This window comes from Microbulbifer maximicatervae (SeqCode) (assembly GCF_052467695.1).
Genome location: NZ_CP174320.1, coordinates 2530362 through 2556072 on the forward strand (window position 1 = coordinate 2530362; position 25711 = coordinate 2556072).

Below are 25711 nucleotides of genomic sequence, written 5' to 3' on the forward strand. Positions count from 1 at the left end.
AGCATGGCTGCAAAATGGTGGTGGTCCAACAAATACTTGTTCTTGCGATCTTGCTTGGCTTTGTATGGTTGTTCTTGCCTGATTCTTATACTGAATTCCTTTTTGTTAGCGGGAAATTGAAGCCCATATTCAATGGTAAGCGAAGCCCTTGATTTGTAACATATTGTTTGATAGCCAGTCTATCAAAGCCCGCATAAACAGGGAATTATCAGAAACCTATTAAGCGTAAATTACATAGTCAGGTTTGGACTTGAGGCGGAAAAATAAGATGACAAGAGAATGAAGAAGAGATAGAGGAACCTTTGGTGTTGTAACATATCGTCATACATAGGATTTTATCTCCCCCTGATAGTTCCATGCAAAGGAATATGCAAATCATTGAACTTTATAATTTTCCATTTTATTAATTAAGAAGTCCCAAAAAGCCTTGATACGTGCTGTGTTTCTCAGATCCTTATTAGCTAGAATCCACAAAGATGAGTTGTACTTAGCATCCAATCGATAGAGTTCGACAAGATCATACGAATCATCAGTTGGTAGCAAAGCTATTCCTTGATCATTAAACGCAGCGTTCAGTGCTGTAGTGATAGAATTACAATATATGGATTTAGCATTGTGTTTAATTCGTTTCTGATACCAATGCACTGCTGGGTTATCTAAGTGCACGTAGTCAATAGCTGTTAGGCGTTCAATTTCGGACAACTTGAAAGGAGCGTTATACCCACTAGCCTTCAAAAAGTCTTCAGAGGCATAGATGCTTAAAATTACATCTCTCATTTTACGTGCAATAAGGTTTTCCGGTGCTGTATGACTTGCCCTAATAGCAATGTCCGCATCGCGATGCTCGATATCCAGAGCCTGCTCACTTTCAAGGATCTCAAACTCAACGTCGGGGAATGACCTCCGGAATTCACTAACCCACTCGGGCAAGGTGGTCGTTGCCATTGTTGAGGGTGCGGTAACACGAATTAAACCTTGAACTTTTTCATGTTGCAGAGAACTTTGAATGAGGATGCCGTCGGCCAATGACTCCATTCGCTTGGCACTATCCAAAATAGTTCGCCCCGCCTCAGTCAGTTGGTAGCCGCGACGACTAACAATAAATAGCTGCGTTGAAAGCTCGCTTTCAAGCTGCTGGATCCGCCTCCACACAGTGGTTGAATTAACATTCAACTGCCTAGAAGCCGCCTTTAAGGTTCCTTTCTCTGCAAGCGCGATAACGACCTTCAAATCGTTCCAATCCATGACATTACCCTGACTTTGCATTCATGCAATAGAAGTTTGCCTTTTTGTCTATATAACTGCAATAAGAGAACACTTAGTCTGTGCCCGTCATTTAACGAAATAGGGTTCCCTTCATGAGAAAACAGGTAGTCATCTTTTACGTGGCCTCATCTATGTTCGCGGTGCTGATGATGATATCAGGCATGGCCAAACTAACAGGACAGGAAGCCATTGTTCAGGCAACAGTTGATTTAGGCTACCCGCTTTATTTGTTGAAAATTTTAGGAACCGCCTATTTGATTGGCGCAATTGCAATTCTTCAACCAAAGTTCAAAACACTTAAACAGTGGGGATATGCTGGCTTCTCGATAGCTCTGATCGGGGCTTCGGGATCGCACCTACTGGCCGGGCAAGCGCTCAGCACCGCTTTACCAGCTACTGTCCTATTAGCCGTTTTAGCGGTTGTTGTAACCTTGAATGCGAGACTGACTCGCCTTAATTTTTATGATGAGGAAGTCAGAAATAATATCTCCTCACCGCAAAGAGCAATGTCAGAGGCCAATAAGATATGACCAGTTACGGTGTATTGGATAGAAATATGTCGGCTTACTCCGTTGATTGATCTGACAAGAGTAGCAATCAACAGAAATATAGTTTTATGGAGGTTGCTAATGTTGGATCACTGGGAAAATAGCCTTACCTGACACTCTTCAGGATACCTTGGAAGATGAGGTAACCGGTTCAGGCCGTATTAGCTGTCGCTCGAGTGAGTGTCCTGAAGAATTTAAGCATTGCATTTACAGTCAGGAGTCTCTATCGGTTAGCATAGACTTGCCTCCAATAAAATTTTCAGGGTCTGCTGGCAATTCTTTTTAAAAATTATATACATTGAGGACAATCTTACGCCCTCCGTATAAAGGCTCAAGGACCATGCGTGCTTGTTGTAGCTCAAGGATATTGTACGTATATTCTTTTTGTTCTTTCTCATAATGTTGATCGTATTCTACATACAGCACAGAGTCTTCTATAGACCAAAAAAAATCATAAGTGAGCGGAAAGTATGGGTGGCCAATATATGTATTGAACTCGCCTTTCTCTCCCTCTTGATAGGTTCAATGTTCTCTGGGCTTACTCCAAGTTTGAATTAACAGGCTTATGGTAAGGTTGTCGTCACCTTTGCAAGGCACCTGAATTGCGCAACTGACAGCAGTAGCTATTGCTAAAATAATTAGAACGATACGCATAGTGTTTTTAGTATCATGGAGAGAGCGCTATTTTGTAAGACTTTAGCAGACTTTCTACTTGTTAAAATTTTACTAAGTAGTAGTTTCTGTTGCTTTTAAATCTAGTTTATCTGGTTTACCCTTATGCCGCATACATGGTCAGTTAGGAGTTTTACCCTCGAATTTTGTAGCTATAGACAGATTCATGGATTTTTTTATAGCTGGGGTCAGAGCCATCAGATTCTACAACAGTGACTCCCTTTGCAGGCATATACAAACCGTACTCTGAAACGAATACACTACCATATTTGATATAAGCACCACTTTGGTCGCAATAGGAATGTCTTTTTCCAATGGGCTCGATATGTTCTACCTCGCTAGAAAAATACTCCCCTTTCTCTGCACATTTTAATAATAGCCGCTCTAAAGACTCAGTCGCTGCTTCTATATTTATGCTGTCTTCATTTATACTTGACGAACAGGAGCATAGAATTAAAACCATAGGTAAAAATACGTCTTTCATTATAGCTATTTTTTACTCCTAACACTTTAATCGATCAGCTGTATTGACTTGTTGGTAATTAGTTGTACTCTGGGCTTAGTACTAGGTACTTGCCCTGAACCCTAAAATTTAGCTTTTGTAGATCGGGCATCAATGTACCTTTATTGCTCCCCTGTGAATCCCATTGAGCTTGTTCATGCCAACCTTCATGGAGGATGGGATCTTTGCAATAAAAGCCATCTTTTCGAATGAGAAATTTGTTACATGGCAGAAAAGGGCGCTCCCAGGTGGGGTCTGGTAACCAATATGTCCCATCGGAGTAGGGCACTACGAAAACTGTCATTTCAGGATTTTTGACCACAAGAGCTTTATACCATTGATAATCGACTTCTAGTGCTCCAGCCTCTGGGATCTCGGACAAATCTATTCTGATTTTTGAGCTGCTCTTAGCAGCTTTATTTGGGTTCATAGAGGCGTGTTGCGACAAAGACTAAGCCAATTAAGATGCTCAAAGTGGTAACTAGTGATAATAGCTTGCGTCGATTCATAGGATTACTTACGCCTTTTGCACGTCCTGTTACATAAAGCCTCCACCGGTAAAGTAGACGCTAGCTTATATTCATCTTATGCGGTCATTTTTTCATATTGATCTTAAGGAAGGACACATCACTTGTCCATTAGGAGTCTAGCTCAGTCGGTATACTTGATTCTCTTTATAAACTTTCAACCCTAATATAAGAGATCCCAGTAAAGAGAGTTAACGAAAGATACTTACTGCTTTACACAAGGTTTCAGTCTCACTCTTATGGAACTCAACGCATTTGTGGTTTATTCGTGCATCATTAACTTTCTGCTCTACCCAAATTTTGGGTTGCATAACTACCATTACATTGGGGTTAGGTACCCCGTAATTCGACGGTTTTCTCTGTCTCGCATGCTCTCCTCACGGCTAAGCTGTTTGTAAAAGACGTGAGAGGACGTAATTGAATATCTATACAGGTATATGGTACCAGAGTGCCGTTGTTTGTGGGCAATGAATGTAAATCTTTCAGCTTTTAGAAACGTGTCGCACTTTTTTGGAGAATCAACTTCCTTATGCAGTTTCTCAACTTGTTTTGCTAGATATTCGTCTTCTGTCAGGGGTTGAGGTTTCATCCCTTTTCATACTCATACTACGGCTGGTCTTCTAGACCAACTTTTTCTCTCTACTTTCCCGTTGTTATCTATACTTCATTTCTGGATGTAGTCCGATGATGTCGGAGGTGGTACTCGTATCTACCATTAGTTGATTAATGATAGCGATCACTTTAACTATGAACGCTGTTGAGAATGCAACAAGGTGCTCTTCGCAAGTATTTTCGGAACCTTCTCCCGATATATTCAAAGAGAAGGCGATTATTCAATGGAGCAAAACTTCATCCAAGATTTGATTCGCGATCTCCCAAGTACCACGTAGTAAATTTCTTCCACCATTACCGCGCACCAGTCAAGATAACGTACGCAATAGAATTCATAGAGCTTGCCTTACTTATTGCCATTATAGGTACGCTTGTTTTGTAATTGATATCTATTGCGCCTGAAGTCTTTACTAGAAAAGTATATATTTTGACTTACAGTCGTCTGTAAATATGAGATAATGCTGGAAATAACTCTGTCGATAATAGACCTGTCTTCCATCCCATTTGTAAATTGGATTTATCTCAATGAAAAAAGTATTAACAGTATTGCTTCCAGCAGCAGTGCTTACAGGTGTTGTTGCGCCGAAAATTGTTGGCATTCAACTTGAGTCATCCATTGATGAAATAGTCACTGCCGCGAATGAAAATTCGGCATACACGGTTGAAGTAAAAAGCATGGATTCATCCTGGTTTTCAACCCAGACAACCTTTTTGGTGAGCTTGGATGTCAGTGCTTTCTCGGATGTATCAGGTGCCCCTGAAATTGATCCTTTTTCTGTAGAAGTAGACTTTAGTGCTTCCCACGGCCCCTTCCGTTTCGGCGAGCATGCTGGTTTTGGTTGGCTTGGCTGGACGCTAGAAGTTGCCGGTGATCAATTGCGTGAACATTTGGTTTGGGCTGAGGAAGCTCCTTTTTACCAGATCCATGGCAATATGAATGCCTTAGGTGGTTATTACTATAACGATAGCATTACGCCATTTACTACTGATGTTGAGAATCAAAAAGCTCAGTTAACCTTTAGCGGTTTTCAAGGGAAAGGGCAATATCAGGATGAGCAACTAGCTTATCAGGGGAGTGCCGATAGCCTTACCGTTACTTCCGAGCTAAGGGATTTTAAGGTTGAAAGGTTGACTATGGATATGACCATGCCTTCCTCCCTTGAAGCAATGTTTGAAATTGCTTTTTATGATTCTGATACAACAATTAACTTTGGTGCTGTAAAGTTTAATGATAGAGAGCAAAACGAAAATATTGACATTGCTGATTTATATATAAAGGCCAGTACTGAACTCAACCCAGAAAATCAGCTGGGGAATATGCAAGTTGCCTATGGAACTAAAAAGGTCGATATAGCTGAATTCCACGGTGAAGATCTGGCCCTTGAGCTTGAGGTCACCAATATCAGCCAGGAATTTATGAAGTCTTATCAGGACTTTGCCGTCTCACTTAATAAACTACCTACGGAAGAAGCAACCGCTAAGACAATGGAGTTTATGAGCGAAAACTTGCTATCTTTAGTGGCTGGCGAGCCTCAACTGAACATTACCAGCTTACGTGGCACTTTCCCACAAGGCAGCTTTAACAGTAACCTTCATACTAGCTTAGTTGGCATCAGTGCGTTACCGGAGCAACCGCTAGATCCGGCTTTTTGGCTGTCACACACCTTAGTTGACGGAGAGCTAAGTGGAGATAAAGCTGTGATTGAATTTATTGCCGTACAAGTGATGAAAGCCCAATTGAAAAATAACCCTCAAACTCAAGGTATGAGTGAAGAGCAACTGGAGCAAATAGCTGCTCAACAAGTGCCGACGATATTAGCGTCTCTTGAACAGCAAGGTTTGTTAGTGTCTACCAATGACGGCTACATCTCAAATGTCAGCCTGAAAGACAGCGAGCTTAAGGTGAATGAAAAACCTATGCCGCTACCGCTTTAGCAGATATTAGCTGTTTGTGATAGAAGTGGCTTATTTTAAGCCACTTCATACTTCCCCTTCTCTTGTTACTCTTCCAAGGCTGATGATTCATTTGTTTTCCTGTTTTAACAGTGTTGTCCTGGGTTGCCAATAAGGTTGGACATAGGTTAGTGTTGTAGACGGTATAATCGCAATAATATCTCATCTAAACATTGCTGCCCCGTGGTTATCATGAGCTCATATGTGATTCTCTAAATACTGATGATGTAGTTATTAAATCAAAGCTAAGTAATAATAAGTGTTAAAGCTTGGGGTGCTCTATTTTTAATTTTAGTATTTTTTTTGGTAAGTAATTATCAATATATTTAGATTGCGAAAGATCGCTTTGTTGATATCTTTAGGGTGGGATATTGTTAGAGCTCTATTTTCAGTTTTTTGATTTCTGCTTTGCTAAATTTTCTACCTTCAATATCACATGTATCCCTTGCTTTATTCATGTGTTCTCCGTTCGGCATTTTACACTTGTGTATATAATATGTGTATTTAGCACGTTTAGCACCTAGCAAAACATGTAGTGCTGAGTCTGGTGCCTAATCAAGTTACGTGACCGTGACTTTTTGCTTTTTCGGATTTTAAACATTATTATTTTCAGAACTCCTTGCATCAATTAGCTACGAGACCGCTGGATCAATATTTCCTGAAAATATTTTACTTGTAGATGGATTATTTCCATAAGACTATTAACGCGTGGGGTTACCGGTAAAGCCTTGCCGTGTCCAGCTTATTGATTGTTGTTGAGCGATACTTTATCCCTCTCCGGGCTTGCGTTGAACAGCTTGATTTACCTCGCTGAGTATAAAGTTACGAAAAGCCTGTACTCCCAGGGCTGTCCCATATAAATCGGTGTAAAAACGAACAAAATAGACCTAGAATAGCTATCTTTTTTGATAAATAGAGTGTTTTTCAGACAAAATGGATAGCGTAAGCCTTTTACATCACTTTGACGACATGGAAGATCCTCGAGTTGATCGGCACAAGCTGCACGCCCTGCCCGATATTTTACTTATCATGTTTTGCGGTGTTATTTGTGGTGCTGAAAGCTGTAGAGATTTTGTCGATTTCGCAGAATCTAAAATAGATTACCTAAAACGATTCACCCCGCTAAATAGCGGAATACCCTCAAAAAACACTTTTAGCCGTGTTATTTCAAGCTTAGACCCCGAACAATTTAAGCGCTGCTTTCTGCAGTGGGTCCAAGGTATTCAGCAAGAACTCGGTAACGTAATTGCGATCGATGGCAAGGCGCTAAGGCGCAGCTTCGATCAGGCCAGCAAGCGATCTCCTATACATATGGTGAGTGCTTTTGCGTCCGAGGCGCGACTTGTCCTTGCTCAGCAAAAAGTAGAAGAAAAGTCGAATGAGATTACGGCCATACCGAAGTTACTGGAGGTTCTTGATCTTAATGGTGCGATTATTACGCTTGACGCCATGGGCTGCCAGAAAACGATCACCCAGAAAATTATCGAACGAGGCGGCGATTATGTGATTGCTGTGAAGGGCAATCAGGACAAACTGCACCAGCAAATTACCACGCATTTTAATAATTTGTTCGATATGCAGTACCACAAGGATGTCGATACTGATTGTGTGGAAGAGGTGAGCCGAGGCCGAATAGAATCCAGAAAATGTCTCTCTACTAACAGTATTGATTGGCTCGGAGGTAAAGAGCAATGGCACGGTCTAAGAAGTGTTATCGCAGTCCAGGCGAAGCGAACTGTAGATGGGCGAACTAGTTGCGAAACGCGCTACTATATCAGTAGTTTAGAGCCGTGCTCAGCAGAACTTAATCATATTATTCGCTCTCACTGGGGTGTTGAAAACTCGTTACACTGGATTTTAGATGTGGTTTTTCGTGAGGATGATAGTCGCTTCAGATCAGGAAATGCACCAGAAAACATGGCGATCTTGAGGCATTCGGCACTCAATCAGTTGCAAGCGGCAAAGCCCAGCTTTAAAAAAGACATGAGCATTAAAAGGCTTCGGAAAAAGGCTGGCTGGGATAATGAAACCTTGGACAAGATAATTACAGCCACCATTTAGACTGATTTATATGGGACAGCCCTGCCTGTACTCCAGGAGTATCAAGTTTTTCGTATGGGCAAACAAGATAATAAGAGAAGTTGGAATCAATACTTACATCGAATGGTTTTACGATTCTTCCAGATTTTAAGTCATCCTCGATTAGAGATATTCGGCCCAGTGCAACGCCCTGGCAGTTTTCGACTGCAATTGCGAGAGAGTTACCATCATTCATGACGCTACCTGATCGCGGATCGACATCGTCGACCCCGGCTGCTTTGAGCCACGATGCCCAATCGTCAAAATTATCTTCATGCAGCAAGGTTTGGAATTTGAGGTCGGAAGGCACTTTCAAAGGATTTTTGCCGTTAAGCAGCGAAGGGTGGCAAATCGGGCTTAAATCGAGCGGCAACGAAAGCCTGGTCACTGAACCTTGCCAGTTTCCGTCACCAGCTCGAATGGAAATATCGACACTATCGTTAGTGAAATTGGCGAGAGCCAGGGTATGGTGAACATTCAGCTGTATATCGGGGTAGGCTCTCCAGAAGTTACCTAACCGCTGTATCAACCATTTGCTGGCAAAACTGGGGGTTACGCTCACGGTTACCACCGGAGATTGACTCTCGGCTTTGATGAGGTGGAGCGTATTTTCGAGTCGATCAAAACATTCACTGGCTTCGGATAACAGCTTTTTCCCAGCATCGGTCAATGAAATCGACTTTCCCGCACGATGGAACAGTTTTACACCCAGTCTCGACTCCAAATTTCTCACTTGGTGACTGATCGCCGTTTGCGTAACGCTCAACTCCTTCGCAGCATCGGTAAAGCTCATATGCCTAGCCGCAGCCTCAAATCCACGCAAGCCGGCCAAAGATGGTAAAGATCGTGTTTTGGTATGAATTAAACTCATAAATACATGTAATTATATCCTTTTGTTGCCACTTTTAAAGATCGTATATTGATCTCCACCCATGAATTATTTGCACTAGAGGATAGAGTAATGTCCGAAACAAAAGTTGCTATTATGACTGGAGCTGGTCAGGGAATTGGTGCCGGCTGCGCCCGCGAAATGGCTAAGGCGGGTTACAAAGTCTCGTTGATGTCCCCCTCCAACCGCAGTGTTGAACTGGCCAAGGAATTAGGTGGTATAGGGCGGCAGGGTTCGGTTCTCGAAACCGCAGATCTGCAAGCAATGGTCGACGACACGATGCAAACCTATGGCCGTATCGACGCCGTCGTTAGCAATATGGGCCATGGTGGCGGGGTACCGGAAGAAATTAAAACAGTAGGGTTCGATCCTGATTTCAACGGCCCCCTACTCGAGCTAAGTGATGATCTCTGGCATGAGAGCCTCGATATGTACGTGCTCAATGTCGTCAAGCTTGCCCGTATCGTCACGCCGATTTATATCGAGCAGGGAGGAGGGGCATTCGTCAATATTTCTTCAATGAACACGGTTGAGCCGAGAGCGCCTTATCCGATGAGCATGCTGCGTGGCGCTTTACACAGTTTTGCCAAGCTCTATGGTGATCGTTATGCAAGATACAATATTCGCATGAATAATTTAATGCCGGGCTTCTGTGAAAACGTAAACCTGTCGGAGTTTGCCCGCAGATCCATACCCGCACAGCGCACTGCCACGTTCGAAGAAATCGGGCAGACCTGTGTCTTTCTTGCTTCACATGAAGCCCGATACATCAATGGGCAAAGTATCTTGTCTGATGGCGGTATGAATCGGGCGGTTCGCTAGACACTAGTGACTACTTGATTCAGTTGAAAATCCTATTAGAGCGCTCAGTACTTTGAAGCCCAAATTGCCAACCTATGCATGATTGCCTTCTGTGATATTTTGTCTTCTGGAAGCGGTTGAATTACCTTATCGTGAACTAAAAGACGGTAAATATATTCGAGTTTCTCGTGAGCTGAATCGGTAGCTTCGAACTCGACAACTCCTCGCTTGGTGCCATATGCAGTACCGAGTGCTATAGCCTTTTTCACTAACTCTTTTTCGTTTTTGAGCTTCTTCATTATTATGTCTCAACGAGGTTGTCGATATTACGCACCTATCGTTTTTAGCAGAGGGAAACTGCGGAACCGCAGGTGTAGTTATTTTTCAGCTTACCTAAATTTGTTAAGGACTGAACCTCGGCACTAACTCTCCAAGTACGCCCCAACAATGGATTCTAATTCTTGAACTAACTCCGGGTCCATGTACTTGTATTCATCTGGAATGTCTAAGACATGAACTGGCTTATGATCCAGCATTCTAGAAAATTCTGCTAATAGCCTATTTTTATGCTTTTGTTCCATGACGAATATCAAGTCAGCCCAGCGAACATCTGCTGAACTGACTGTTTTTTTAGCCCGCGAGCTGGTACCCGCAGACTTAGCGCTGAAATCAGGGTGTTTTCTCCAAATGGCTTCAGCTGTAGGACTACGCCACTGATTCCGGCTGCATATGAATAGGAGATTTCGCATATCTTAATCTTTCTCAGGAAGCTCAGTATTTAGGATTTGAAGCATAGTTCGCTTGGGGTACTCAATCCCTAATTGCTGAGCTCTACGAAGCTTTTCAGAACGTGTATACATCAACTTCCAGTTTTTCTCCGAAATCCACGGCTTTTCAGTTCTAGCACTATTCTTATGGGGCTTAGCTTTGGTCTTGGATCTTCTCGCAGCCCTGCTTCTTAAATCATCCATTATTCTTTCCTCTATAAATTATCGGGTTCAGCAGCCGCGATAAAACGGAGAGGGCTCCTAATCTTGCGTGTGTTTAACACCTGGCGTGATGACGAAGCACACAATGCTAAGTCTAGCAGCAAATTGGTACACCTAGCATGGGTATGGACTAATGGAGTTATAGCCCACTGTAGAGAGATTACCGTTCAATGGATTCCATTAAATGCTAACTACTAGCGAATGGCAACTGCAGCACTGAGAGATCTTGTGGAGAGGAAGCCGCTAGTAAAACGGAGGTTCATTACGGATAGAGAACCGCCAATTGCGGAGCCGCACGATGGGTGGAATGGGGGCTAGAAACTACCGGCTACCCGATTTAGATTTTTTTTCGCCACGATGGAGAATATATGCCAATGATGCGGTGTACCATCTGTAGTTTCTCCTGAAAGGTCATGTTCAGTCCACTTTAATAGCTCAAAGTTACTGAGGTGTTTTCTTATCTTCGATTCATTCATAACTAGAGTATCACTCCAAAATGCTTCCTTATCATATTCAGGCCCAGCCATTGTGTCTTTCGGCCCTAGGAATGAACCACAAAAGATTCCACCCTCTGTCAAAGAGTTAGTTATTTTCAACCAAACTGACTCAAAATCTTTTTCAGGACAAAAGAAAAGACTGGCATCAGCAACTACCAGCGAGGACTCAGGATAGTTAAAAGTATTAAAACTATCCTTTGATAGAAGGACCTGCTCATCATCTTTGAATCGTTTACGACATCTAGATATAGATTCATTTTCGATATCAAAGGCATGAACTGTGAAATCTTTACCGCGCAAATAAGCGATATCTGATCCTGCTCCACAGCCACAATCAACAGCAACCTTTCTTCCTTTTACTTCGCTAAGAGCAAAAATTAAATCTTCTCGAGTATCACTGTGTTCTGTTGAGTCATAATATTTGGAGATTTTTCTCGTTGACATTCCCTATCTCCGATGAGCAGAAAATCTAACACCTTCAACAGCGGCCGAGCGTTGCGAGGTCCAGCCCCCGAAGGTGATGCTGCTTGGCCTTGGTATGCCCAGTATGGGCGTGGACCAATCCCTTGTAGGAATATCACTGCTGAATGGGGTCCATTAAATGCTAACTACTAGCGAATGGCAACTGCAACACCGCGAGGTCTTGTGGGGAGGAGGTCGATAGCAAAACTACACGCTGGCAAATAGAAACATCATATTTGGCTTAGCTTGGAGGCGAGGTGGCCAGGGGCACCGATGCCGGGTGATCTAACGGGTAGGGTCAATGATGCAGTTGTGTAGTGATAGCTTACGTTCTTATCTGGGGAGATCTGTTTAGCTTGTTACTGTGAAGCTGTCAGTGTGGCCGCTGACTCATAAGTAGGCCCAACCCACTAGCCACTATCGTGGGGTAGCCAAATGAAGATCTGCTTAACACTATCGTTGGGTAGAAATTCATTACGGATAGGAAGCCCCCATTGCGTACCCGCACGATGAGTTGTATGGGGGCTCGTAGCTAGAAACTACCGGCTATCCGATTTAAGTGCTTATCGCCGTGCTACCAGTATGACTCCCAGAACAATGAGAACAGCTCCTGAAATCCTTGTGAGAGATAGCTCGATTTTTGGGTACCCGAGCCATCCATTATGATCCAAAACGATCGAAGCTATAACTTGACCGCAGACAATTGAAATTGCCAATACCAACGCACCTAACTTTGGAGCAAGAAATACCGACATTGCGATATTAAAAGCCCCAAAAGCACCACCGAGCCAAGCCCACCACGGCAAAGCAGAAATCGATTCTTTCGTAAACCAGCTTTCATTTTGAAAAATTGAGATCGTCCCCAAAATTACTGTACCGATTAAGAACGAAATAAATGCAGCTTGAATAGGCGAATTCAAAGCTACACGAAGCTGCGAGTTTACTCCTGCTTGGGATGCTAGTGATCCTCCAACTATAAGCGCAAAAACTAGTAGCGCATATGTACTTAAACTATTCAAATTTCATCACTCTTTACTACTTGCAGCACTTAACGTTCGTATTTGCGGTTGGTTTGGAGCGCAGCGGAAAACTAGTCCGGCAACGTGCACTTGGTACACCCAGCATGGGCGTGAACTAATGGGGTGAAAGTCCCGCGTAGGAAGATCATCGTTTAATGGGCGCCATTAAATGCTAAGTACTGGTGAATGGCAACTGTAATACCGCGAGGTCTTGAGGGAGGAAGCCGCTAGCAAAACTATGAACTGACAAACAGAAACATCCTATAAGACTTAGCCTGGTGGCGAGGTGGCGAGGTGGCGAGGTGGCGAGGTGGCGAGGTGGCGAGGTAGCCAAGGGCAGCGAGGCCGAGCGATTTAGCGGGCAGAGTAAATGATGCAGTTGTGTAACGAAAGTCCGCGTTCCTATCTGGGAAGATTTGTTCAACTTGCCGCTATGAAGTTGACAGCGTGGCCGGTGACTCAGAAGTAGCGCATTGCCATGATACTTAGCTCAAATGAAGAGCTGCTCGACACTATCGTTGGGTAGAGATTCATTATGAATAGGGAGCCACCCATTGAGGACCTGCACGATGGGTGGCGTGGGGGCCGGTAGCTAGAAACTACCGGCTACCCGATTTATGCTGTTAACTATCTTACAGCAACTTTACATTGTTGGCGCACGGTCCTTTTTGCCCTTGCCCCACAACATATTCTACTTTTTGCCCTTCATCCAGAGATTTGAAACCACTCATTTGAATTTCAGAATGGTGAACAAATAGATCTTTGCTTCCATCATCTGGAGTAATAAAACCAAAACCTTTGTCACCATTGAACCACTTTACTGTACCTGTACTCATACTAAATATGACTCTTCTTGGGTGATTGCTATTACCTATTTTCGTTATCACCATCACGAAAAAGGTTTCTTAACCATATTTACACATACGCCCAGCACATGGGAGGCCGAAACAGAGCGAAGCGGCGTGTAGGCCGTCCTGCCCATTTTTTTGCTGGGCTTACGTGCTGCTGCTTGGTGCTCCCCGTATGGGTGGGAACTAATGGGGCCCATTAGATGCTAACTGCTATCGAATGGCAACTACAATACCGCGAGGCCTTGTGGGGAGGAAGCCGCTATTAAAACTACGAGCTGACGAACAGAAACATCTTATAAGGCTTAGTCCGTAGGCGAGGTGGATAAGGATGCCGAAGCTGGGTGATCTAACGGGTAGAGTCAATGATGCAGTTGTGTAGTGAAAGCTTACGTTCTTATCTGGGGAGATCTGTTTAGCTGGCTGCTGTGAAGCTGTCAGTATAGCTGCTGAGTCATAAGTAGGCCTAAGCCGCTAACCACCGTCGTGGGGATAGAAAAAAGTGGTGGGACTTGGCGACGCCTCGGTCACCAATGGTCGAGGTGATTAAAAAGAAGTCAGCCGACGGCATAGTAGCCAAATGCCAGGATTAATACCTTGGATAAGGTGAAGGCCTGAACCTAAATCCTTTAGTTGAAAGATAGGGCTAGCCTACCGACATATTTCCAGTCGGATAAAGTTGAGGTAGTGCACTTCAATGGTACTCAACTGAAATGAAGAGCTGATCGACACTATCGTTGCGTAGAAATTCATTGCGAATAGGGAATCGCCCATTGCGGAGCCGGATGATGGGCGGTATGGAGGTCGGTAGCTAGAAGCTACCGGATACTCGATTTATGCATTTTTACCCATTTACTTGAGCATTATATTTTTTAAGCGTTGACATTATATCCTTGTCGGGATTTTCCATCCCCTTGTATATCAGCAATGCCTTTTCACAATGCTTCTTTGCCTTGGCAAGGTTATAGGTTAATTGCTCTTTATCCGCATAAGCATGACATAAATGATACTCAGATTCATAATGGCCAAGAGACACAGCTTTTGCCCAGTACGAAACCGCTAGTTTTTGATCTTGTTTAATTCCGAAACCAAAGAACTTTAAGTACCCTAGATTATTTAGCACATCTACTTGTAAGCCCTGAAATTCTGGATCAACCTTTTTCAGATTAGATAGCTCTTCCCAAGACCTAGCTGATAGTTCATAGTCTTTATTTCGATAATGGCATGTACCTGTGTAATACAGTTTTTCGGCAACAGTTGAAGACTTCTCTAAGCCGATAGATTCTAGCCCGCAATCTTCCTTTGATAACACAGGTGCCGAGAATAGAACCAAAATTAATAAAATTGAATTTCGCATGATTTTTCCAAAAATTACACAAAGAAAGCTATCTGTTGGAGGCCCGTAGGGTCGGAAAGATCTGATTCGCCTTGGTGCGCTAGGCAAGATTCTAATTTTTATTGAAATCAATGTTTACCCTTAATCTTGGTAACTATCTCATTAATTAATTCAGCTGGTAATAACGATTTAGATAAGTACTGCTGCCCCCCAGATTTAGCCACCAAAATAAGACCTAAATCAGTTTCAATAATACGCTCGATATCTGCCCACGACAGAACTGTTATCGTATAAGGATTCTGTGTCTGGATTCCGTCATTATCTATGGTTAATTTCACTTCACTACCGGCACTTTTCCCAAGCATCTGCCGTGCTAACCACCAAGCTCGTCGATATCGAATGTGAATCAGTTCCAGCGCGCCTAATGCAATTAACGTGCAACTTGCGATCTTAGGTTGCTCAGTAAATAACAGTAATCCTGCACCAGAAGATAATAACAATGTAGGAAGAAGATAATTTGGCTTGACATTTTTCCCATAGGGTAGAGACTGATCATAGCATTCGGCAAGGTAATCTCTAGATAAGGTAAATTGAGTATTAAAAGGCTGCATAAAAACAACTTATTGTGTCTGGTAAATTTGTCGTAGCGCTACAGTGAGTGCCAGGGTGATTCTTTAAGCTAATGTCAATTACGCCACATCTATCAATAAGCTCTCGACTTAGCCCCACATAACACCTTTAGCAACGGCAAATTACGGAATCGAAGGCCTAGTAATTTGTCCGCTTTCTTAAATTTGGCACACCCAGCATGGGCGTGGACTAATGGAGTGAAAGTCCCGCGTAGGAAGATCACCATTTAATGGGCGCCATTAAATGCTAAGTAGTAGTGAATGGCAACTGCAATACCGCGAGGTCTTGTGAGGAGGAGGCCGCTAGCAAAGACGAACAGATATGTCTTATATGATTTGGCCTAGAGGCGAGGTGGTCAAGGGCATCGAAGTCGAGTGATCATCCGGATAGAGTCAATGGTGCAGTTGTGTAGTGAAAGTTCTCGTTCTTATCTGGGGAGATCTGTTTAGCATGCTACTGTGAAGCTGTCAGGGTGGCCGCTGACTCAGAAGTGGCGGACTGCCATGACACTCAGCTCAAGTGAAGAGCTGCTCGACACTATCGTTGGGTAGAGATTTAATACGGATAGGGAACCGCCCATTGCGGACTCGTATGGAGAGTGGTGTGGGGGGGCGGTAGTTAGATACTACCGGCTTTTAATGTTTTATTGAATACAACCACTTTCCGCATTTATTGCATATTCGAGCAGTCTACTATTTTTAACTCTTGCATCCTTTATAAATTTTTTCACTATTTTGGGGGCATCTTTGTAGTAAAGCTCTAGATGACCCAATCCATGAAGACCACTTTCGATACATGCAAGGTTATCTAGCGATAAAGCATATTCCATGACCTCAGCAACAGCTGAATATAGAGCATCTGAATCAGGAAGTTCCTCACAATAGCTAAGGGGGGTTGTATCCCAAAGCATATAGCAAAAATTATTGAGTGGATTTCCTACCTCAGAAAGGTGTCCGAGAGAATCTCGGCACCGAAAATTTAAACACTTTGAATACAAGTGCTTTAACGAGTGTATAGCTTGTAGTCGCTTTTCTAAAGAAGATGGACCATCTCTTAAATAGAAAGATAAATCGGAGAAGGTATTGTTAAAAATGTACTCTAATCCTAACGCTAACTGCCAGTCGCTGTACTGTGCTAAATCACTGTCATAATTATCAAACATGCGAATAATATAAGAAACCAATGACTCTCCGGAGATGTCAGGTTCATCCAAATCAATATCCCATCTCCACTCACCAAGAGATTCATTCCTGTTGAATAGGAACTCTAAGAATTCATTATAAGTCGACTCACTCATATCATTTAACGTTCGTATTTGCAGCGGGTGAAGCGTAGCGTAAGCTGTCCGACCGCGATAGCGGCGAACAAAATGTACCCAGCATGGGCGTGGACTATTGGGGTGAGAGTCCCCTGTAGGGAGATCACCATTTTAATGGGCTCCATTAAAAGCTAACTACTAGCGAATGGCAACTGCAATACCGTGAGGTTTTGTGGGAATGAGTCCACTAGTAATGCTACGAGCTGACGGACAGATACATCCTATAAGGCTTAGCCTGGAGGTGAGATGGCGAAGGGCACCGAAGCCATGTGATCTAACGGGTAGAGTCAAGGATGCAGCTGTGTAGTGAAAATTCACGTTCTTATCTGGGGGGATCTGTTTAGCTTGCTGCTGTGAAGCTGTCAGCGTGGTAGCTGACTCATAGATAGGCCCAACCCGCTATCCACCATCGTGGGAATAGATATAAGTAGTGATACATAGCAGAGCTTCGGTCGGCAATGATCAAGGCTATTAAACAGAAGTCAGCCGACGGCATAGTAGCCAAATGCCAAGATTAATACCTTGGACAGGGTGAAGGCCTGAATCCAAAATCCAGGGGTTAAAAGACAGGACCAGCCTGCTGCCGATAGGTTTCCAGTCGGACAAAGTTGAGGTTGCACGCTGCGATGACACTCAACTCAAATGAAGAGCTGCTCGGCTCTATCGTTGGGTAGAGATTCATTGCGGATAGGGAAACGCCCATTGCGGACCCGTACGATGGGTGGTGTGGGGGCGGTAGTTAGAAACTACCGGCGACCCGATTTACACTTTTTATTATTTAAGCTAGTTAAGTTCATATATTGCGGTAATTCTTTGGCCCACTTTAATATATTCCGGTACCGCCATAACTAAGTCCATACCGTAAGAATCTGCGGCCATAGCCAATGCATATTCTTGGGGGTTGAACTTTAAGGAAAATATAGCGTACGCCTGACCAAAGTTTTCCTCCGTAGTTATGCCGTATACACTTTTCACATTTCTAGATTGGGCTTGGGCAAGAGCATTAGCTTTTTTCCGAGCTTTTGCACTAAGCTCAGATATCATTTTCTCCTTGTACTCTTCTTCTTTAGACGTCTCAAAGAATGCATCTATATTTTGAATACCATCTAGCCGGATTAGTTCACTCATAAGGCTGGGGTATTTATCGAGGTTCGTTAGTCTCAAATTGAATCCTTGCTGTACCTCATAACCCAAAACTTCCAAATTATAAGTGCCGTCTTTTCTAGCTCGCTTTGTATTTTTATCAATTTGGGTTGACTCTAAACTTGAAATGAGTACTCCATGCTTTTTAAGGGCCTCCAACATTAGTGCTGAGGATTTTGTTAATTGCTCCATAGCTCTATTAGAGGTTTGTTCATAAGCTAATATACTAAAGCGTACTTTTACTATATCGGGCTTTACCTTTTGCTCAAGTTTCTCTGTGACAATGACGAACGGAAAGTTAGGTACTGGATTTGCCGTAACTGCTAATGACATAGCAAGTGATAAAGCCAAAATAATAAATTTCACGCACGATTCCTTTGTGAGTTTTAACGCCTCAATCACCCGCAGCTGAAATATAGCGAAGCGGAGTATAAGCTGTAGGGCTGAAGGCGCGCAGTTAATTGACTTGGTACGCTCAGGATGAGCGTGGACTAGTGGGATGAAAGTTCCTTGTAGGAAGATCACCATTTAATGGGTTCCATTAAATGCTAACTACTAGTGAATGGCAACTGCAATACAGCGAAATCTTTTGGGGAGGAAGCTGCTAGCCAAACTACGAACTGAGGAACAGAAAGATCCTGCAAGAATTAGTCTGTAGGTGAGGTGGCCAAGGACATGGAAGCCGTGTGATCTTGGGGGTAGAATCAATGATGCCGATGTGTGGTGAAAGTTCACGTTCTTACCTGGGGAGATTTGTTTAGCGTGCTGCTGTGTAGCTGTCAAGGTGGTCGCTGACTCATAAATAGGTGCAACCCGCTAACCATCATTGTGGGGATAGACAAAATGGCGGAACACAGCAGTGTCTCGGTCAGTAATGGGTCAGGTGATTAAACAGAAGTTAGCCGACGGCACAGTAGCCTAATGTCAAGATTATTACCTTGGAAAGAGTAAAGGCCTGAACCTAGATCCACGAGTTAAAAGATAGGGCTAGCCTAGCAATATGTTTCCAGTCGGATAAAGTTGAGGTGGTGCACTGCCATGACACTCAGCTCAAATGAAGATCTTCTCGACAGTATCGCTGGGTAGAGATTCATTACGGATAGGGAGCCGCTCATTGCGGACCTGCATGATGGGTGGTGTGGGGAGCGGTAGCTAGAAACACCGATTCCTCGATTTAAGCAAACTCGAGGTGAGAATTTCCAGCCTCAAACTTGCATATTAGTTTAAAACTACCCTTATCAAACTTCATTCTGAGGATAATATCACCATTAGTTCTTCCATCGAAGCTTACAGTTGCGGATAAAAGGGTCTTGCCTCTAAACCAACCGGAATGATCTTCCCAAGAGATATCGTCATCCTCATCATTACAAGATTGATCTTCAGGATATTTATCAATTCCGCAATAGAGCCCATCAATAAATATTCGATACCACGAACCGGATAACTCGTCATAAAGCCAAAGAAGGTAAATATCCTTGTCAACATCGTCAATTAACGACTTCACGATAGTAAATTTCGAGCCTTCCAACTCGGGTACATCGCCTTCGTAGTCTTGAAATATTCTATCCATCAGTATGTGTACTTAAGGCTAAGTTAACCAGTGCACAATGCGAAGCACGCTTTGTACATCAGGCAGAGGCCGCTTGTGGCCGGAGTATTGTTATGCGCTGCACCAAAAAGCCTATTTTCAAATTTTATAATTGTCATACTCGCAGTGAAAATACTGAGATAATTGCGCACTAATACCAGCCCAACTGATGCCCTGGCAGTGCTCAAGTATGGTGTCAACTTCAGCTAATACAATTGCCCAAGTGTATTCGTTGAGAATAATTGCATGTTTTGATGAGTTCTTGCCATGAAGATTGTTTGGGGTAACGACTCGAACCTGGAAGTTGTCGCCCCCCTTGCTGTCTAGGCCAATTGTGAAATTCATCCAGAAATCTACATCGTAAGCATCCTCTGGCACCCACTCATCTATCGGGTCATGATCAGTACAATCGTAACTAATGATAATTGGTTTCATCAGAACTCTCTGGACGTATAACGCTTAAGTACTTGCATCAAAACCAAAGCGAAACGGTGGTTTTGATGTTGGGTGCCTTTATTTGGTACGCCCAGCATGGGCGTGGACTAATGGGGTGAAAGTACACTGTGGGAAGATCACCGAATAATGGTTTCCATTAAATGCTAACTACCAGCGAATGGCAACTGCAACACTGCGATGTCTTGTGGGGAGGAAGCCGTTAGCAAAACTACGAGCTGACGAATAGAAACATCCTATAAGGCTTAGCCTGGAGGCGAGGTGGCCAAGGACACTGAAGCTGGGTGGTCTGGCGGATAGAGTCAATGATGCAGTTGTGCAGTGAGAGTTCATGTTCTTATCTGGGGAGACCTGTTTAGCTCACTGCCATGATACTCAACTCAAATGAAGACCTGCTCGAGACTTTCGTTGGGTAGGGATTCATTACGGATAGGGAGCCGCCCATTGCGGGCCCGTACGATGGGTGGTGTGGGGGGGCGGTAGCTAGAAACTACCGGCTACCCGATTTAGGCGGGGAAAGTAAATACGAAGCACTACCTTTTTTTGATAGCGATAGATTGAATTTGTTTTAAATCCACAGATTGCTTCTCGGATTTCTGAAAGGTATACAGAAGTTTTTCATAAAACAGTAAATCTTCTTGAAGATCCATTCTTTCATCATCATCTATTTCTTCAGATTCAATATCTAGTTTCAAAAGGCCAATATAGCCTTCCAAGGCTGAACGGATATATGATATTTCTTTATAAGATAATTCTCTTAACTCACTCATACCTTTCTCATCTGTGTGCCGATTTCACTCAGTTTATCAGTGAATTCTGATAATTTCATGCTGTATGCAGGCTGGAAGGCATAGTGAAAATGCCCATGTGCGTCAGGCTCAACATCCTTGGCGATAAGAATTCCCTCTGGTATAACGACATTCTTTGGCACATAATACCAACAGTCATTTTTTCCCATTTTAAGTTTTGGGCTCATAGCATCAAATAAAGAGACACCACCTGATTTTTCTAATACATAAAGCTCATCGTTTTCTTTGAAGGTGATTATTTCATTCCTCTTCGAGGTTTCAATCCCCGTTCTTTTATTAACACTCTTCATTGGGCGGCTATCTTCATGATGCCTTAATCTAGTTATTCTTGTAGTATCATTTTTTCCCATTCGATAAATCATTCGTTTATCAAGTTGCTTTAGATAAACAACCGGTTTAGCTATCCGATGTTGCTCCCTAAATTTAGACATAGCTTCATGTCTAGTTAGTGTAGTTTCCAATATCACTATTTTTTCCTTGTTATATTGTTGATGACGTGATTGCCTAACGAGCCGGCGGCAAAGTCGTCAGTTTGTGCGCTTTGGTACGCCCAATATGGGCGCGGACTAATGGGACGGAAGTACCCTGTAGGAAAATCGCCATTTAATGGATTCTATTAAATGCTAACTACTAGCGAATGGCAACTGCAATACCGTGATGTCTTGTGGGGAGGAAGCCGCTAGCAAACTACGAGCTGACGAACAGAAACATCCTATAAGGCTTAGCCTGGAGGCGAAGTGGCCACGAACCCCGAAGCTGGGTGATTTAATGGGTAGAGTCAATGATGCAGATGTGTAGTGAAAGTTTACTCCCCTATCTGGGGAGATCTGTTTAGATTGCTGCTGTGAAACTGTCAGCGTGGCCGTTGACTCATAAATAGGCCCAGCCCGCTAGTGACCATCGCGGGGATAGATGAAAGGGTGAGACACAGCAGCGCTTCGGTCAGTAATGGCCAGGGTGATTAAAGAGAAGTCAGCCGGCGGCATAGTAGCTTAATGCTAAGATGAATACCTTGGGCATGGTGAAGGCCTGGACCTAAATCCTTGAGTTGAAAGATAGGGCTAGCCTACCGATATGTTTCCAGTTGGATAAAGTTGAGATTGTGCACTGCCATGACACTCAGCCCTAATGAAGGCCTATTTGACACTATCGTTGGGTAGAGATTCATTAAGGATAGGGAACCGCCCATTGCGGACCCGCATGATGGGTGGTGTGGGGGGCGGTAGCTAGAAGCTACCGGCTACCGGATTTAGCATTAGACTTTAGATCTAAAACCCTCAGCAATTTCAGCCATATCCAGCATGAAATTGATATTTCTAGCCCTTTCATGCGCTCTATCTATAACTGCGATTAGCAGGTATGCATTCGGATTCATAAAACCTCGACAATATAAAAGATGTAGATTGCTCAACCTTCGAAACTGGACAATATTTAAGCTCCATTTTTCATTGCCTTTCAGATGGATATGATGCATATCTGCTTTGAGTACAGCATCTGGACGATTGTATGAGGCATCTCGACCAAAGAGTAGCGGAGCATTTCCGGATTTTTTATACGTTCTGAATTCCGATACAAGACTAGCCAATTCCGACTCTGGCATCGTATCCCGTATTAGAGAAGAGGTAAAAACCTTTACTTCCATTCGGTAAATTCCTCAGTATTACTCTTTTCTTTCTTCCTTTTTTCCAAGGCTTATCGGTATTTTTAGACGATATAATTAGCGATGATTCAGAGATAGGCTTTTGAGTTGTATGTTTAACGGAATATTTCACGTTAATTTGAGTGTTCTTTTTCATGCAATAGGCCTTAATTGGATACCACGATTTCTTTGAATATTTTCATGCCCTTGAAGATCGAATAACAGCCGATATCATCCTCTGTGTATTTTTGAGATGGAAGTTTTTCTAACATTTCCTTAGCTGAGAAATTAAATTCAGCTAAAGTTGAGATAAGTGGTAATAGACCATTCTCAGGATTATCCGGTTTGAAATAATATTCAGTCGAATTAGATTCGCCTTCATATATATTGATTACCAAATAGGCATCATCCCCTTCGCCGAATATTTTTAAATTGCAATCTACATCATCTAAAGAAACGTCCTTTTCATTTACGATGAAATCCATCCATTGATAGAGGCTATTTAGGTTTTCGTAACTTATAGATTTCATTAATTTTTCTCGATCTTTGCTACCGACTCAATTTGCGGCAAGCGTCAGCAAGTCCAGCCACGCAGTGGCGAACAACATTGACTTGGTACGCCCAATGGACGCGGACTAATGGGTGAAAGTCCCTAGTAGGAAAATCACCGTTTAATGGGCGCCATTAAATGCTAACTACTAGCGAATGGCAACTACAACACCGTGAGGTCTTGTGGAGAGGAGGCCGCTAGCAAAACTACGAGCTGACGGACAGAAACATCATACATGTCTTAGCCTGGAGGCGAGGTGGCTAGGGGCACTGAAGCCGGGTGATCTAGCGGGTAGAGTCAATGATGCAGTTGTGTAGTGAAAGTTTACATTCTTATCTGGGGAGATCTGTTTAGCTTTCTGCTGTGAAGTTGTCGGCGTTGCTGCTGGCTCAGAAGTAGCTCACTGCCATGATACTCAACTCAAATGAAGATCTGTTCAAGACTTTCGTTGGGTCGAGATTCATTACGGATAGAGAACCGCCCATTGCGGACCCGTACGATGGGGGGGGCCGGTAGCTAGAAGCTACCGGCTACCCGATTTATAGCTTTATCACAAATTTGTCAGACTCTAGCTTCTTCGAGACAAGGTCAAAAACTTTGTAGCGAAGTCCATCTGACACTTGAACAAGCAAGCCCAGTGTCTGTTTATCTGAGAAATACTCGTATTGGATGATTTTGTTTAATCCAGTATCAAGGCACTCCAGGGTTGTTCCATCGGCGGCGCTGACACAAGCACTTATCCCTTCAGATTCAGGGATAATCTCCACATATATGTAGTCGGACGTCGATACATTTGTTTGATTATCATATGTTTTAAGAACGCGATGTTCAATAATTTGAGAGTTATTGTCTGGAAGTAACCATGTAGGCTCCTCCCCGATTTGACTTAAGAAAAGCAGGTTTCGAAGGGTTCGGCTATATCCCCCAGACTTTAAAACACCGTCACGCTTTGAATAGACACGTATATACTGGATTCCTTTGTCTCGAATTGTTTCTACATCTGAAAGCTCGATTATTTCTTTAGTTTCTTTGTCAGAAGTAGCAATTTCTACCGCATTTCTCCTCGTGCTTTTTGTTATCTCTTGAAAGATAAAAAAAGCCCCAATTAATGAAGTAATCAATAATAGTAGAAAGAGTATTGAGTTAACTCTGTTGATTGTTAGAAATATCTTATTGTTTTCCATATCTATCCTTGGTTATAACGACTACAACGGGCACGGCTGGAGCGTAGGTCGCCCTGCGAAGGTCCAAAGGCTCGAAACAACCTGCTTGTACTTGGTAAGCCCAGCATAGGCGTGAACTAATGGGGTGAAAGTCCCGTGTAGGAAGATCACCATTTAATGGGCGCCATTAAATGCTAACTACTAGCGAATGGCAACTGCAATACTGTGAGGTCTTGTGGGGAGGAAGCGGCTAGTAAAGCTGCGAGCTGACGAACAGAAACGTCGTAAAAAGCTTAGCTGGAGATGAGGTAGCCAAGGACACCGAGGCCCAGTGATCTAACGGGTAGAGTCAATGATGCAGTTGTGTAGTAAAAGTTCACGTTCCTATCTGGGGGATCTGTTTAGCTTGCTGCTGTGAAGCTGTCAGTGTAGCCGCTGACTCATAAGTTGGCCCAACCCGCTATCCACCATCACGGGGATAGAAAAAATGGTGGAACACAGCAGTGGCTCGGTCAGTAATGGCCGAGGTGATTAAGCAGAAGTCAGCCGACGGCATAGTAGTCTAATGAAGATCTGCTCGACACTATCGTTGGTGAGAGATTCATTATCGATAGGGAATCGTCCATTGCGGACCCGTACGATGGTGGTGGGGGCCGGTAGCTAGAAGCTACCGGCTATCCGGTTTAAGATATTTCTCTGACAATTTAAAGCTAGTAACCAGAATATAGTCTTTTAGGTAGACTGCCTGCCCATTTACTATGTGTGGGGCGAAAATACTCCCACTTACATTATATTTTGCCGCTTTAATGAAATCTTTGTTGGGACTGTAATCAACAACCCTGATGTTATTGGGTGCACCAGTTTCATCTATATCCACTTTAAGAATAACCCATCCTTCTTGACCTGCTTCAAGCATACTTTTGGGATATTTTCTCGGGGGGGCATTAACTGGGCTTCCTAATGTTACTTCATTTTTGAATGAAGGGAGATTTTTCACAGGTAGCACTTCGATAGTGGTGCATCCTGTAAAAAATAAGATAAGTATCGAAGTGATAATTCTGATCTTCATATGCTTATTAACGCTATGTTCAGCGACACGATGGTGAGTGACTTGAATGACGTTGCAATGTAATGAAAGCATAATTCAAAGCGTGCAGTATCGTGTCCGATCCCAACATTGTGGTACGCCCAGCATGGGCGTGAACTAATGGGGTGAAAGTCCCATGTAGGAGGATCACCATTTAATGGGTTCCATTAAATGCTAACTACTAGCGAATGGCAACTGCAACACCGTGAGATCTTGTGGGGAGGATCAGAAGTCGCTAGCAAACTACGAACTGACGAACAGAAACATCCTACAAGGCTTAGCTTGGTGGCGAGGTGGCTAAGGGCACCTAAGCCGAGTGATCTAGCGGCTA

At 43.3% G+C, this 25711-nt stretch carries 25 protein-coding genes; 4 read left to right on the forward strand and 21 right to left on the reverse strand.

What is annotated here, in order from left to right; translation table 11 throughout:
- Positions 1-375: 375 nt before the first annotated feature.
- Complete coding sequence (locus ACJJI8_RS11100; RefSeq protein WP_444935070.1) at positions 376-1245, reverse strand: LysR family transcriptional regulator; 870 nt, start codon at positions 1243-1245, stop codon at positions 376-378.
- 113 nt (positions 1246-1358) lie between these two features.
- On the opposite strand from ACJJI8_RS11100, the gene ACJJI8_RS11105 reads away from it, so the two are divergent.
- Positions 1359-1796: a DoxX family protein gene (locus tag ACJJI8_RS11105; RefSeq protein ID WP_444935071.1), complete on the forward strand. Its 438-nt coding sequence runs from the start codon at positions 1359-1361 to the stop codon at positions 1794-1796.
- Positions 1797-2619: 823 nt separating this feature from the next.
- Here the strand turns inward: ACJJI8_RS11105 and ACJJI8_RS11110 are convergent.
- Positions 2620-2970 carry a hypothetical protein gene (locus tag ACJJI8_RS11110; RefSeq protein WP_444935072.1) on the reverse strand — a complete coding sequence of 117 codons (351 nt, stop codon included), beginning with the start codon at positions 2968-2970 and terminating at the stop codon, positions 2620-2622.
- 58 nt (positions 2971-3028) lie between these two features.
- On the reverse strand, positions 3029-3418 hold the full coding sequence (locus tag ACJJI8_RS11115) for a hypothetical protein (protein WP_444935073.1): 390 nt from the start codon (positions 3416-3418) through the stop codon (positions 3029-3031).
- A gap of 1234 nt (positions 3419-4652) precedes the next feature.
- Here ACJJI8_RS11115 and ACJJI8_RS11120 point away from each other — a divergent pair.
- Positions 4653-6062 (forward strand): YdgA family protein, encoded by a 1410-nt coding sequence (locus ACJJI8_RS11120; RefSeq protein ID WP_444935074.1) that lies wholly within the window; start codon positions 4653-4655, stop codon positions 6060-6062.
- A 951-nt stretch (positions 6063-7013) separates the two neighbouring features.
- Positions 7014-8141 carry an ISAs1 family transposase gene (locus tag ACJJI8_RS11125; protein ID WP_444932648.1) on the forward strand — a complete coding sequence of 376 codons (1128 nt, stop codon included), beginning with the start codon at positions 7014-7016 and terminating at the stop codon, positions 8139-8141.
- Here ACJJI8_RS11125 and gcvA read toward each other — a convergent pair.
- Positions 8125-9030 carry a transcriptional regulator GcvA gene (gcvA, locus tag ACJJI8_RS11130; RefSeq protein WP_444935075.1) on the reverse strand — a complete coding sequence of 302 codons (906 nt, stop codon included), beginning with the start codon at positions 9028-9030 and terminating at the stop codon, positions 8125-8127. The genes ACJJI8_RS11125 and gcvA overlap by 17 nt on opposite strands.
- Before the next feature lie 90 nt (positions 9031-9120).
- On the opposite strand from gcvA, the gene ACJJI8_RS11135 reads away from it, so the two are divergent.
- Positions 9121-9870, forward strand: a complete 750-nt coding sequence (locus ACJJI8_RS11135) for an SDR family oxidoreductase (RefSeq protein WP_444935076.1) — start codon at positions 9121-9123, stop codon at positions 9868-9870.
- Positions 9871-9914: 44 nt separating this feature from the next.
- Here ACJJI8_RS11135 and ACJJI8_RS11140 read toward each other — a convergent pair whose 3' ends face one another.
- The 17 genes from ACJJI8_RS11140 to ACJJI8_RS11220 form a co-directional block, all read right to left on the reverse strand.
- Positions 9915-10148: a DUF5062 family protein gene (locus ACJJI8_RS11140; RefSeq protein WP_413664607.1), complete on the reverse strand. Its 234-nt coding sequence runs from the start codon at positions 10146-10148 to the stop codon at positions 9915-9917.
- Positions 10149-10601: 453 nt separating this feature from the next.
- Positions 10602-10820 (reverse strand): hypothetical protein, encoded by a 219-nt coding sequence (locus tag ACJJI8_RS11145; protein WP_444935077.1) that lies wholly within the window; start codon positions 10818-10820, stop codon positions 10602-10604.
- Positions 10821-11152: 332 nt separating this feature from the next.
- Positions 11153-11779: a class I SAM-dependent methyltransferase gene (locus ACJJI8_RS11150; RefSeq protein ID WP_444935078.1), complete on the reverse strand. Its 627-nt coding sequence runs from the start codon at positions 11777-11779 to the stop codon at positions 11153-11155.
- Between the two features lie 581 nt (positions 11780-12360).
- Positions 12361-12816, reverse strand: coding sequence for a DMT family transporter (locus ACJJI8_RS11155; protein WP_444935079.1), 456 nt, complete (start codon positions 12814-12816; stop codon positions 12361-12363).
- Positions 12817-13448: 632 nt separating this feature from the next.
- Positions 13449-13652, reverse strand: coding sequence for a cold-shock protein (locus ACJJI8_RS11160; RefSeq protein ID WP_444919221.1), 204 nt, complete (start codon positions 13650-13652; stop codon positions 13449-13451).
- 856 nt (positions 13653-14508) lie between these two features.
- A complete protein-coding gene (locus tag ACJJI8_RS11165; RefSeq protein WP_444919222.1) occupies positions 14509-15021 on the reverse strand; it encodes an SEL1-like repeat protein in 513 nt (170 codons plus the stop codon).
- Positions 15022-15128: 107 nt separating this feature from the next.
- On the reverse strand, positions 15129-15611 hold the full coding sequence (locus ACJJI8_RS11170) for a YcxB family protein (protein WP_444919223.1): 483 nt from the start codon (positions 15609-15611) through the stop codon (positions 15129-15131).
- A gap of 662 nt (positions 15612-16273) precedes the next feature.
- Positions 16274-16927, reverse strand: coding sequence for a hypothetical protein (locus tag ACJJI8_RS11175; protein ID WP_444919224.1), 654 nt, complete (start codon positions 16925-16927; stop codon positions 16274-16276).
- 804 nt (positions 16928-17731) lie between these two features.
- Entirely contained in the window at positions 17732-18457 is a 726-nt protein-coding gene (locus ACJJI8_RS11180) for an SIMPL domain-containing protein (protein WP_444935080.1), read from the reverse strand.
- A gap of 808 nt (positions 18458-19265) precedes the next feature.
- Positions 19266-19661, reverse strand: a complete 396-nt coding sequence (locus ACJJI8_RS11185; RefSeq protein WP_444935081.1) for a hypothetical protein — start codon at positions 19659-19661, stop codon at positions 19266-19268.
- 117 nt (positions 19662-19778) lie between these two features.
- Positions 19779-20114 carry an Imm8 family immunity protein gene (locus ACJJI8_RS11190; RefSeq protein WP_444935082.1) on the reverse strand — a complete coding sequence of 112 codons (336 nt, stop codon included), beginning with the start codon at positions 20112-20114 and terminating at the stop codon, positions 19779-19781.
- A gap of 551 nt (positions 20115-20665) precedes the next feature.
- Positions 20666-20902, reverse strand: coding sequence for a hypothetical protein (locus ACJJI8_RS11195; RefSeq protein WP_108732064.1), 237 nt, complete (start codon positions 20900-20902; stop codon positions 20666-20668).
- Complete coding sequence (locus ACJJI8_RS11200) at positions 20899-21408, reverse strand: Tse2 family ADP-ribosyltransferase toxin (RefSeq protein WP_108732065.1); 510 nt, start codon at positions 21406-21408, stop codon at positions 20899-20901. Before ACJJI8_RS11200 ends, ACJJI8_RS11195 begins: the two co-directional genes overlap by 4 nt.
- A 788-nt stretch (positions 21409-22196) precedes the next feature.
- Positions 22197-22583: a type II toxin-antitoxin system YafO family toxin gene (locus ACJJI8_RS11205; RefSeq protein WP_108732066.1), complete on the reverse strand. Its 387-nt coding sequence runs from the start codon at positions 22581-22583 to the stop codon at positions 22197-22199.
- A 164-nt stretch (positions 22584-22747) separates the two neighbouring features.
- Positions 22748-23110, reverse strand: a complete 363-nt coding sequence (locus ACJJI8_RS11210) for a hypothetical protein (protein ID WP_444935083.1) — start codon at positions 23108-23110, stop codon at positions 22748-22750.
- 559 nt (positions 23111-23669) lie between these two features.
- Positions 23670-24314: a hypothetical protein gene (locus ACJJI8_RS11215; protein ID WP_444935084.1), complete on the reverse strand. Its 645-nt coding sequence runs from the start codon at positions 24312-24314 to the stop codon at positions 23670-23672.
- Positions 24315-24960: 646 nt separating this feature from the next.
- Positions 24961-25362, reverse strand: a complete 402-nt coding sequence (locus tag ACJJI8_RS11220; RefSeq protein ID WP_444935085.1) for an energy transducer TonB — start codon at positions 25360-25362, stop codon at positions 24961-24963.
- Positions 25363-25711 lie beyond the last annotated feature (349 nt).

Excerpts from the sequence above, each read along its gene's own strand:
- ACJJI8_RS11120 (WP_444935074.1), top strand. The coding sequence starts at position 4,653 with ATGAAAAAAGTATTAACAGTATTGCTTCCAGCAGCAGTGCTTACAGGT.
- ACJJI8_RS11150 (WP_444935078.1), bottom strand. The coding sequence starts at position 11,779 with ATGTCAACGAGAAAAATCTCCAAATATTATGACTCAACAGAACACAGT.
- ACJJI8_RS11215 (WP_444935084.1), bottom strand. The coding sequence starts at position 24,314 with ATGGAAAACAATAAGATATTTCTAACAATCAACAGAGTTAACTCAATA.
- ACJJI8_RS11185 (WP_444935081.1), bottom strand. The coding sequence starts at position 19,661 with ATGGATAGAATATTTCAAGACTACGAAGGCGATGTACCCGAGTTGGAA.
- ACJJI8_RS11135 (WP_444935076.1), top strand. The coding sequence starts at position 9,121 with ATGTCCGAAACAAAAGTTGCTATTATGACTGGAGCTGGTCAGGGAATT.
- gcvA (WP_444935075.1), bottom strand. The coding sequence starts at position 9,030 with ATGAGTTTAATTCATACCAAAACACGATCTTTACCATCTTTGGCCGGC.
- ACJJI8_RS11165 (WP_444919222.1), bottom strand. The coding sequence starts at position 15,021 with ATGCGAAATTCAATTTTATTAATTTTGGTTCTATTCTCGGCACCTGTG.
- ACJJI8_RS11100 (WP_444935070.1), bottom strand. The coding sequence starts at position 1,245 with ATGGATTGGAACGATTTGAAGGTCGTTATCGCGCTTGCAGAGAAAGGA.
- ACJJI8_RS11110 (WP_444935072.1), bottom strand. The coding sequence starts at position 2,970 with ATGAAAGACGTATTTTTACCTATGGTTTTAATTCTATGCTCCTGTTCG.
- ACJJI8_RS11210 (WP_444935083.1), bottom strand. The coding sequence starts at position 23,110 with ATGAAATCTATAAGTTACGAAAACCTAAATAGCCTCTATCAATGGATG.
- ACJJI8_RS11175 (WP_444919224.1), bottom strand. The coding sequence starts at position 16,927 with ATGAGTGAGTCGACTTATAATGAATTCTTAGAGTTCCTATTCAACAGG.
- ACJJI8_RS11145 (WP_444935077.1), bottom strand. The coding sequence starts at position 10,820 with ATGGATGATTTAAGAAGCAGGGCTGCGAGAAGATCCAAGACCAAAGCT.
- ACJJI8_RS11205 (WP_108732066.1), bottom strand. The coding sequence starts at position 22,583 with ATGGAAGTAAAGGTTTTTACCTCTTCTCTAATACGGGATACGATGCCA.
- ACJJI8_RS11195 (WP_108732064.1), bottom strand. The coding sequence starts at position 20,902 with ATGAGTGAGTTAAGAGAATTATCTTATAAAGAAATATCATATATCCGT.
- ACJJI8_RS11190 (WP_444935082.1), bottom strand. The coding sequence starts at position 20,114 with ATGAAACCAATTATCATTAGTTACGATTGTACTGATCATGACCCGATA.
- ACJJI8_RS11115 (WP_444935073.1), bottom strand. The coding sequence starts at position 3,418 with ATGAACCCAAATAAAGCTGCTAAGAGCAGCTCAAAAATCAGAATAGAT.
- ACJJI8_RS11160 (WP_444919221.1), bottom strand. The coding sequence starts at position 13,652 with ATGAGTACAGGTACAGTAAAGTGGTTCAATGGTGACAAAGGTTTTGGT.
- ACJJI8_RS11170 (WP_444919223.1), bottom strand. The coding sequence starts at position 15,611 with ATGCAGCCTTTTAATACTCAATTTACCTTATCTAGAGATTACCTTGCC.
- ACJJI8_RS11105 (WP_444935071.1), top strand. The coding sequence starts at position 1,359 with ATGAGAAAACAGGTAGTCATCTTTTACGTGGCCTCATCTATGTTCGCG.
- ACJJI8_RS11220 (WP_444935085.1), bottom strand. The coding sequence starts at position 25,362 with ATGAAGATCAGAATTATCACTTCGATACTTATCTTATTTTTTACAGGA.
- ACJJI8_RS11140 (WP_413664607.1), bottom strand. The coding sequence starts at position 10,148 with ATGAAGAAGCTCAAAAACGAAAAAGAGTTAGTGAAAAAGGCTATAGCA.
- ACJJI8_RS11125 (WP_444932648.1), top strand. The coding sequence starts at position 7,014 with ATGGATAGCGTAAGCCTTTTACATCACTTTGACGACATGGAAGATCCT.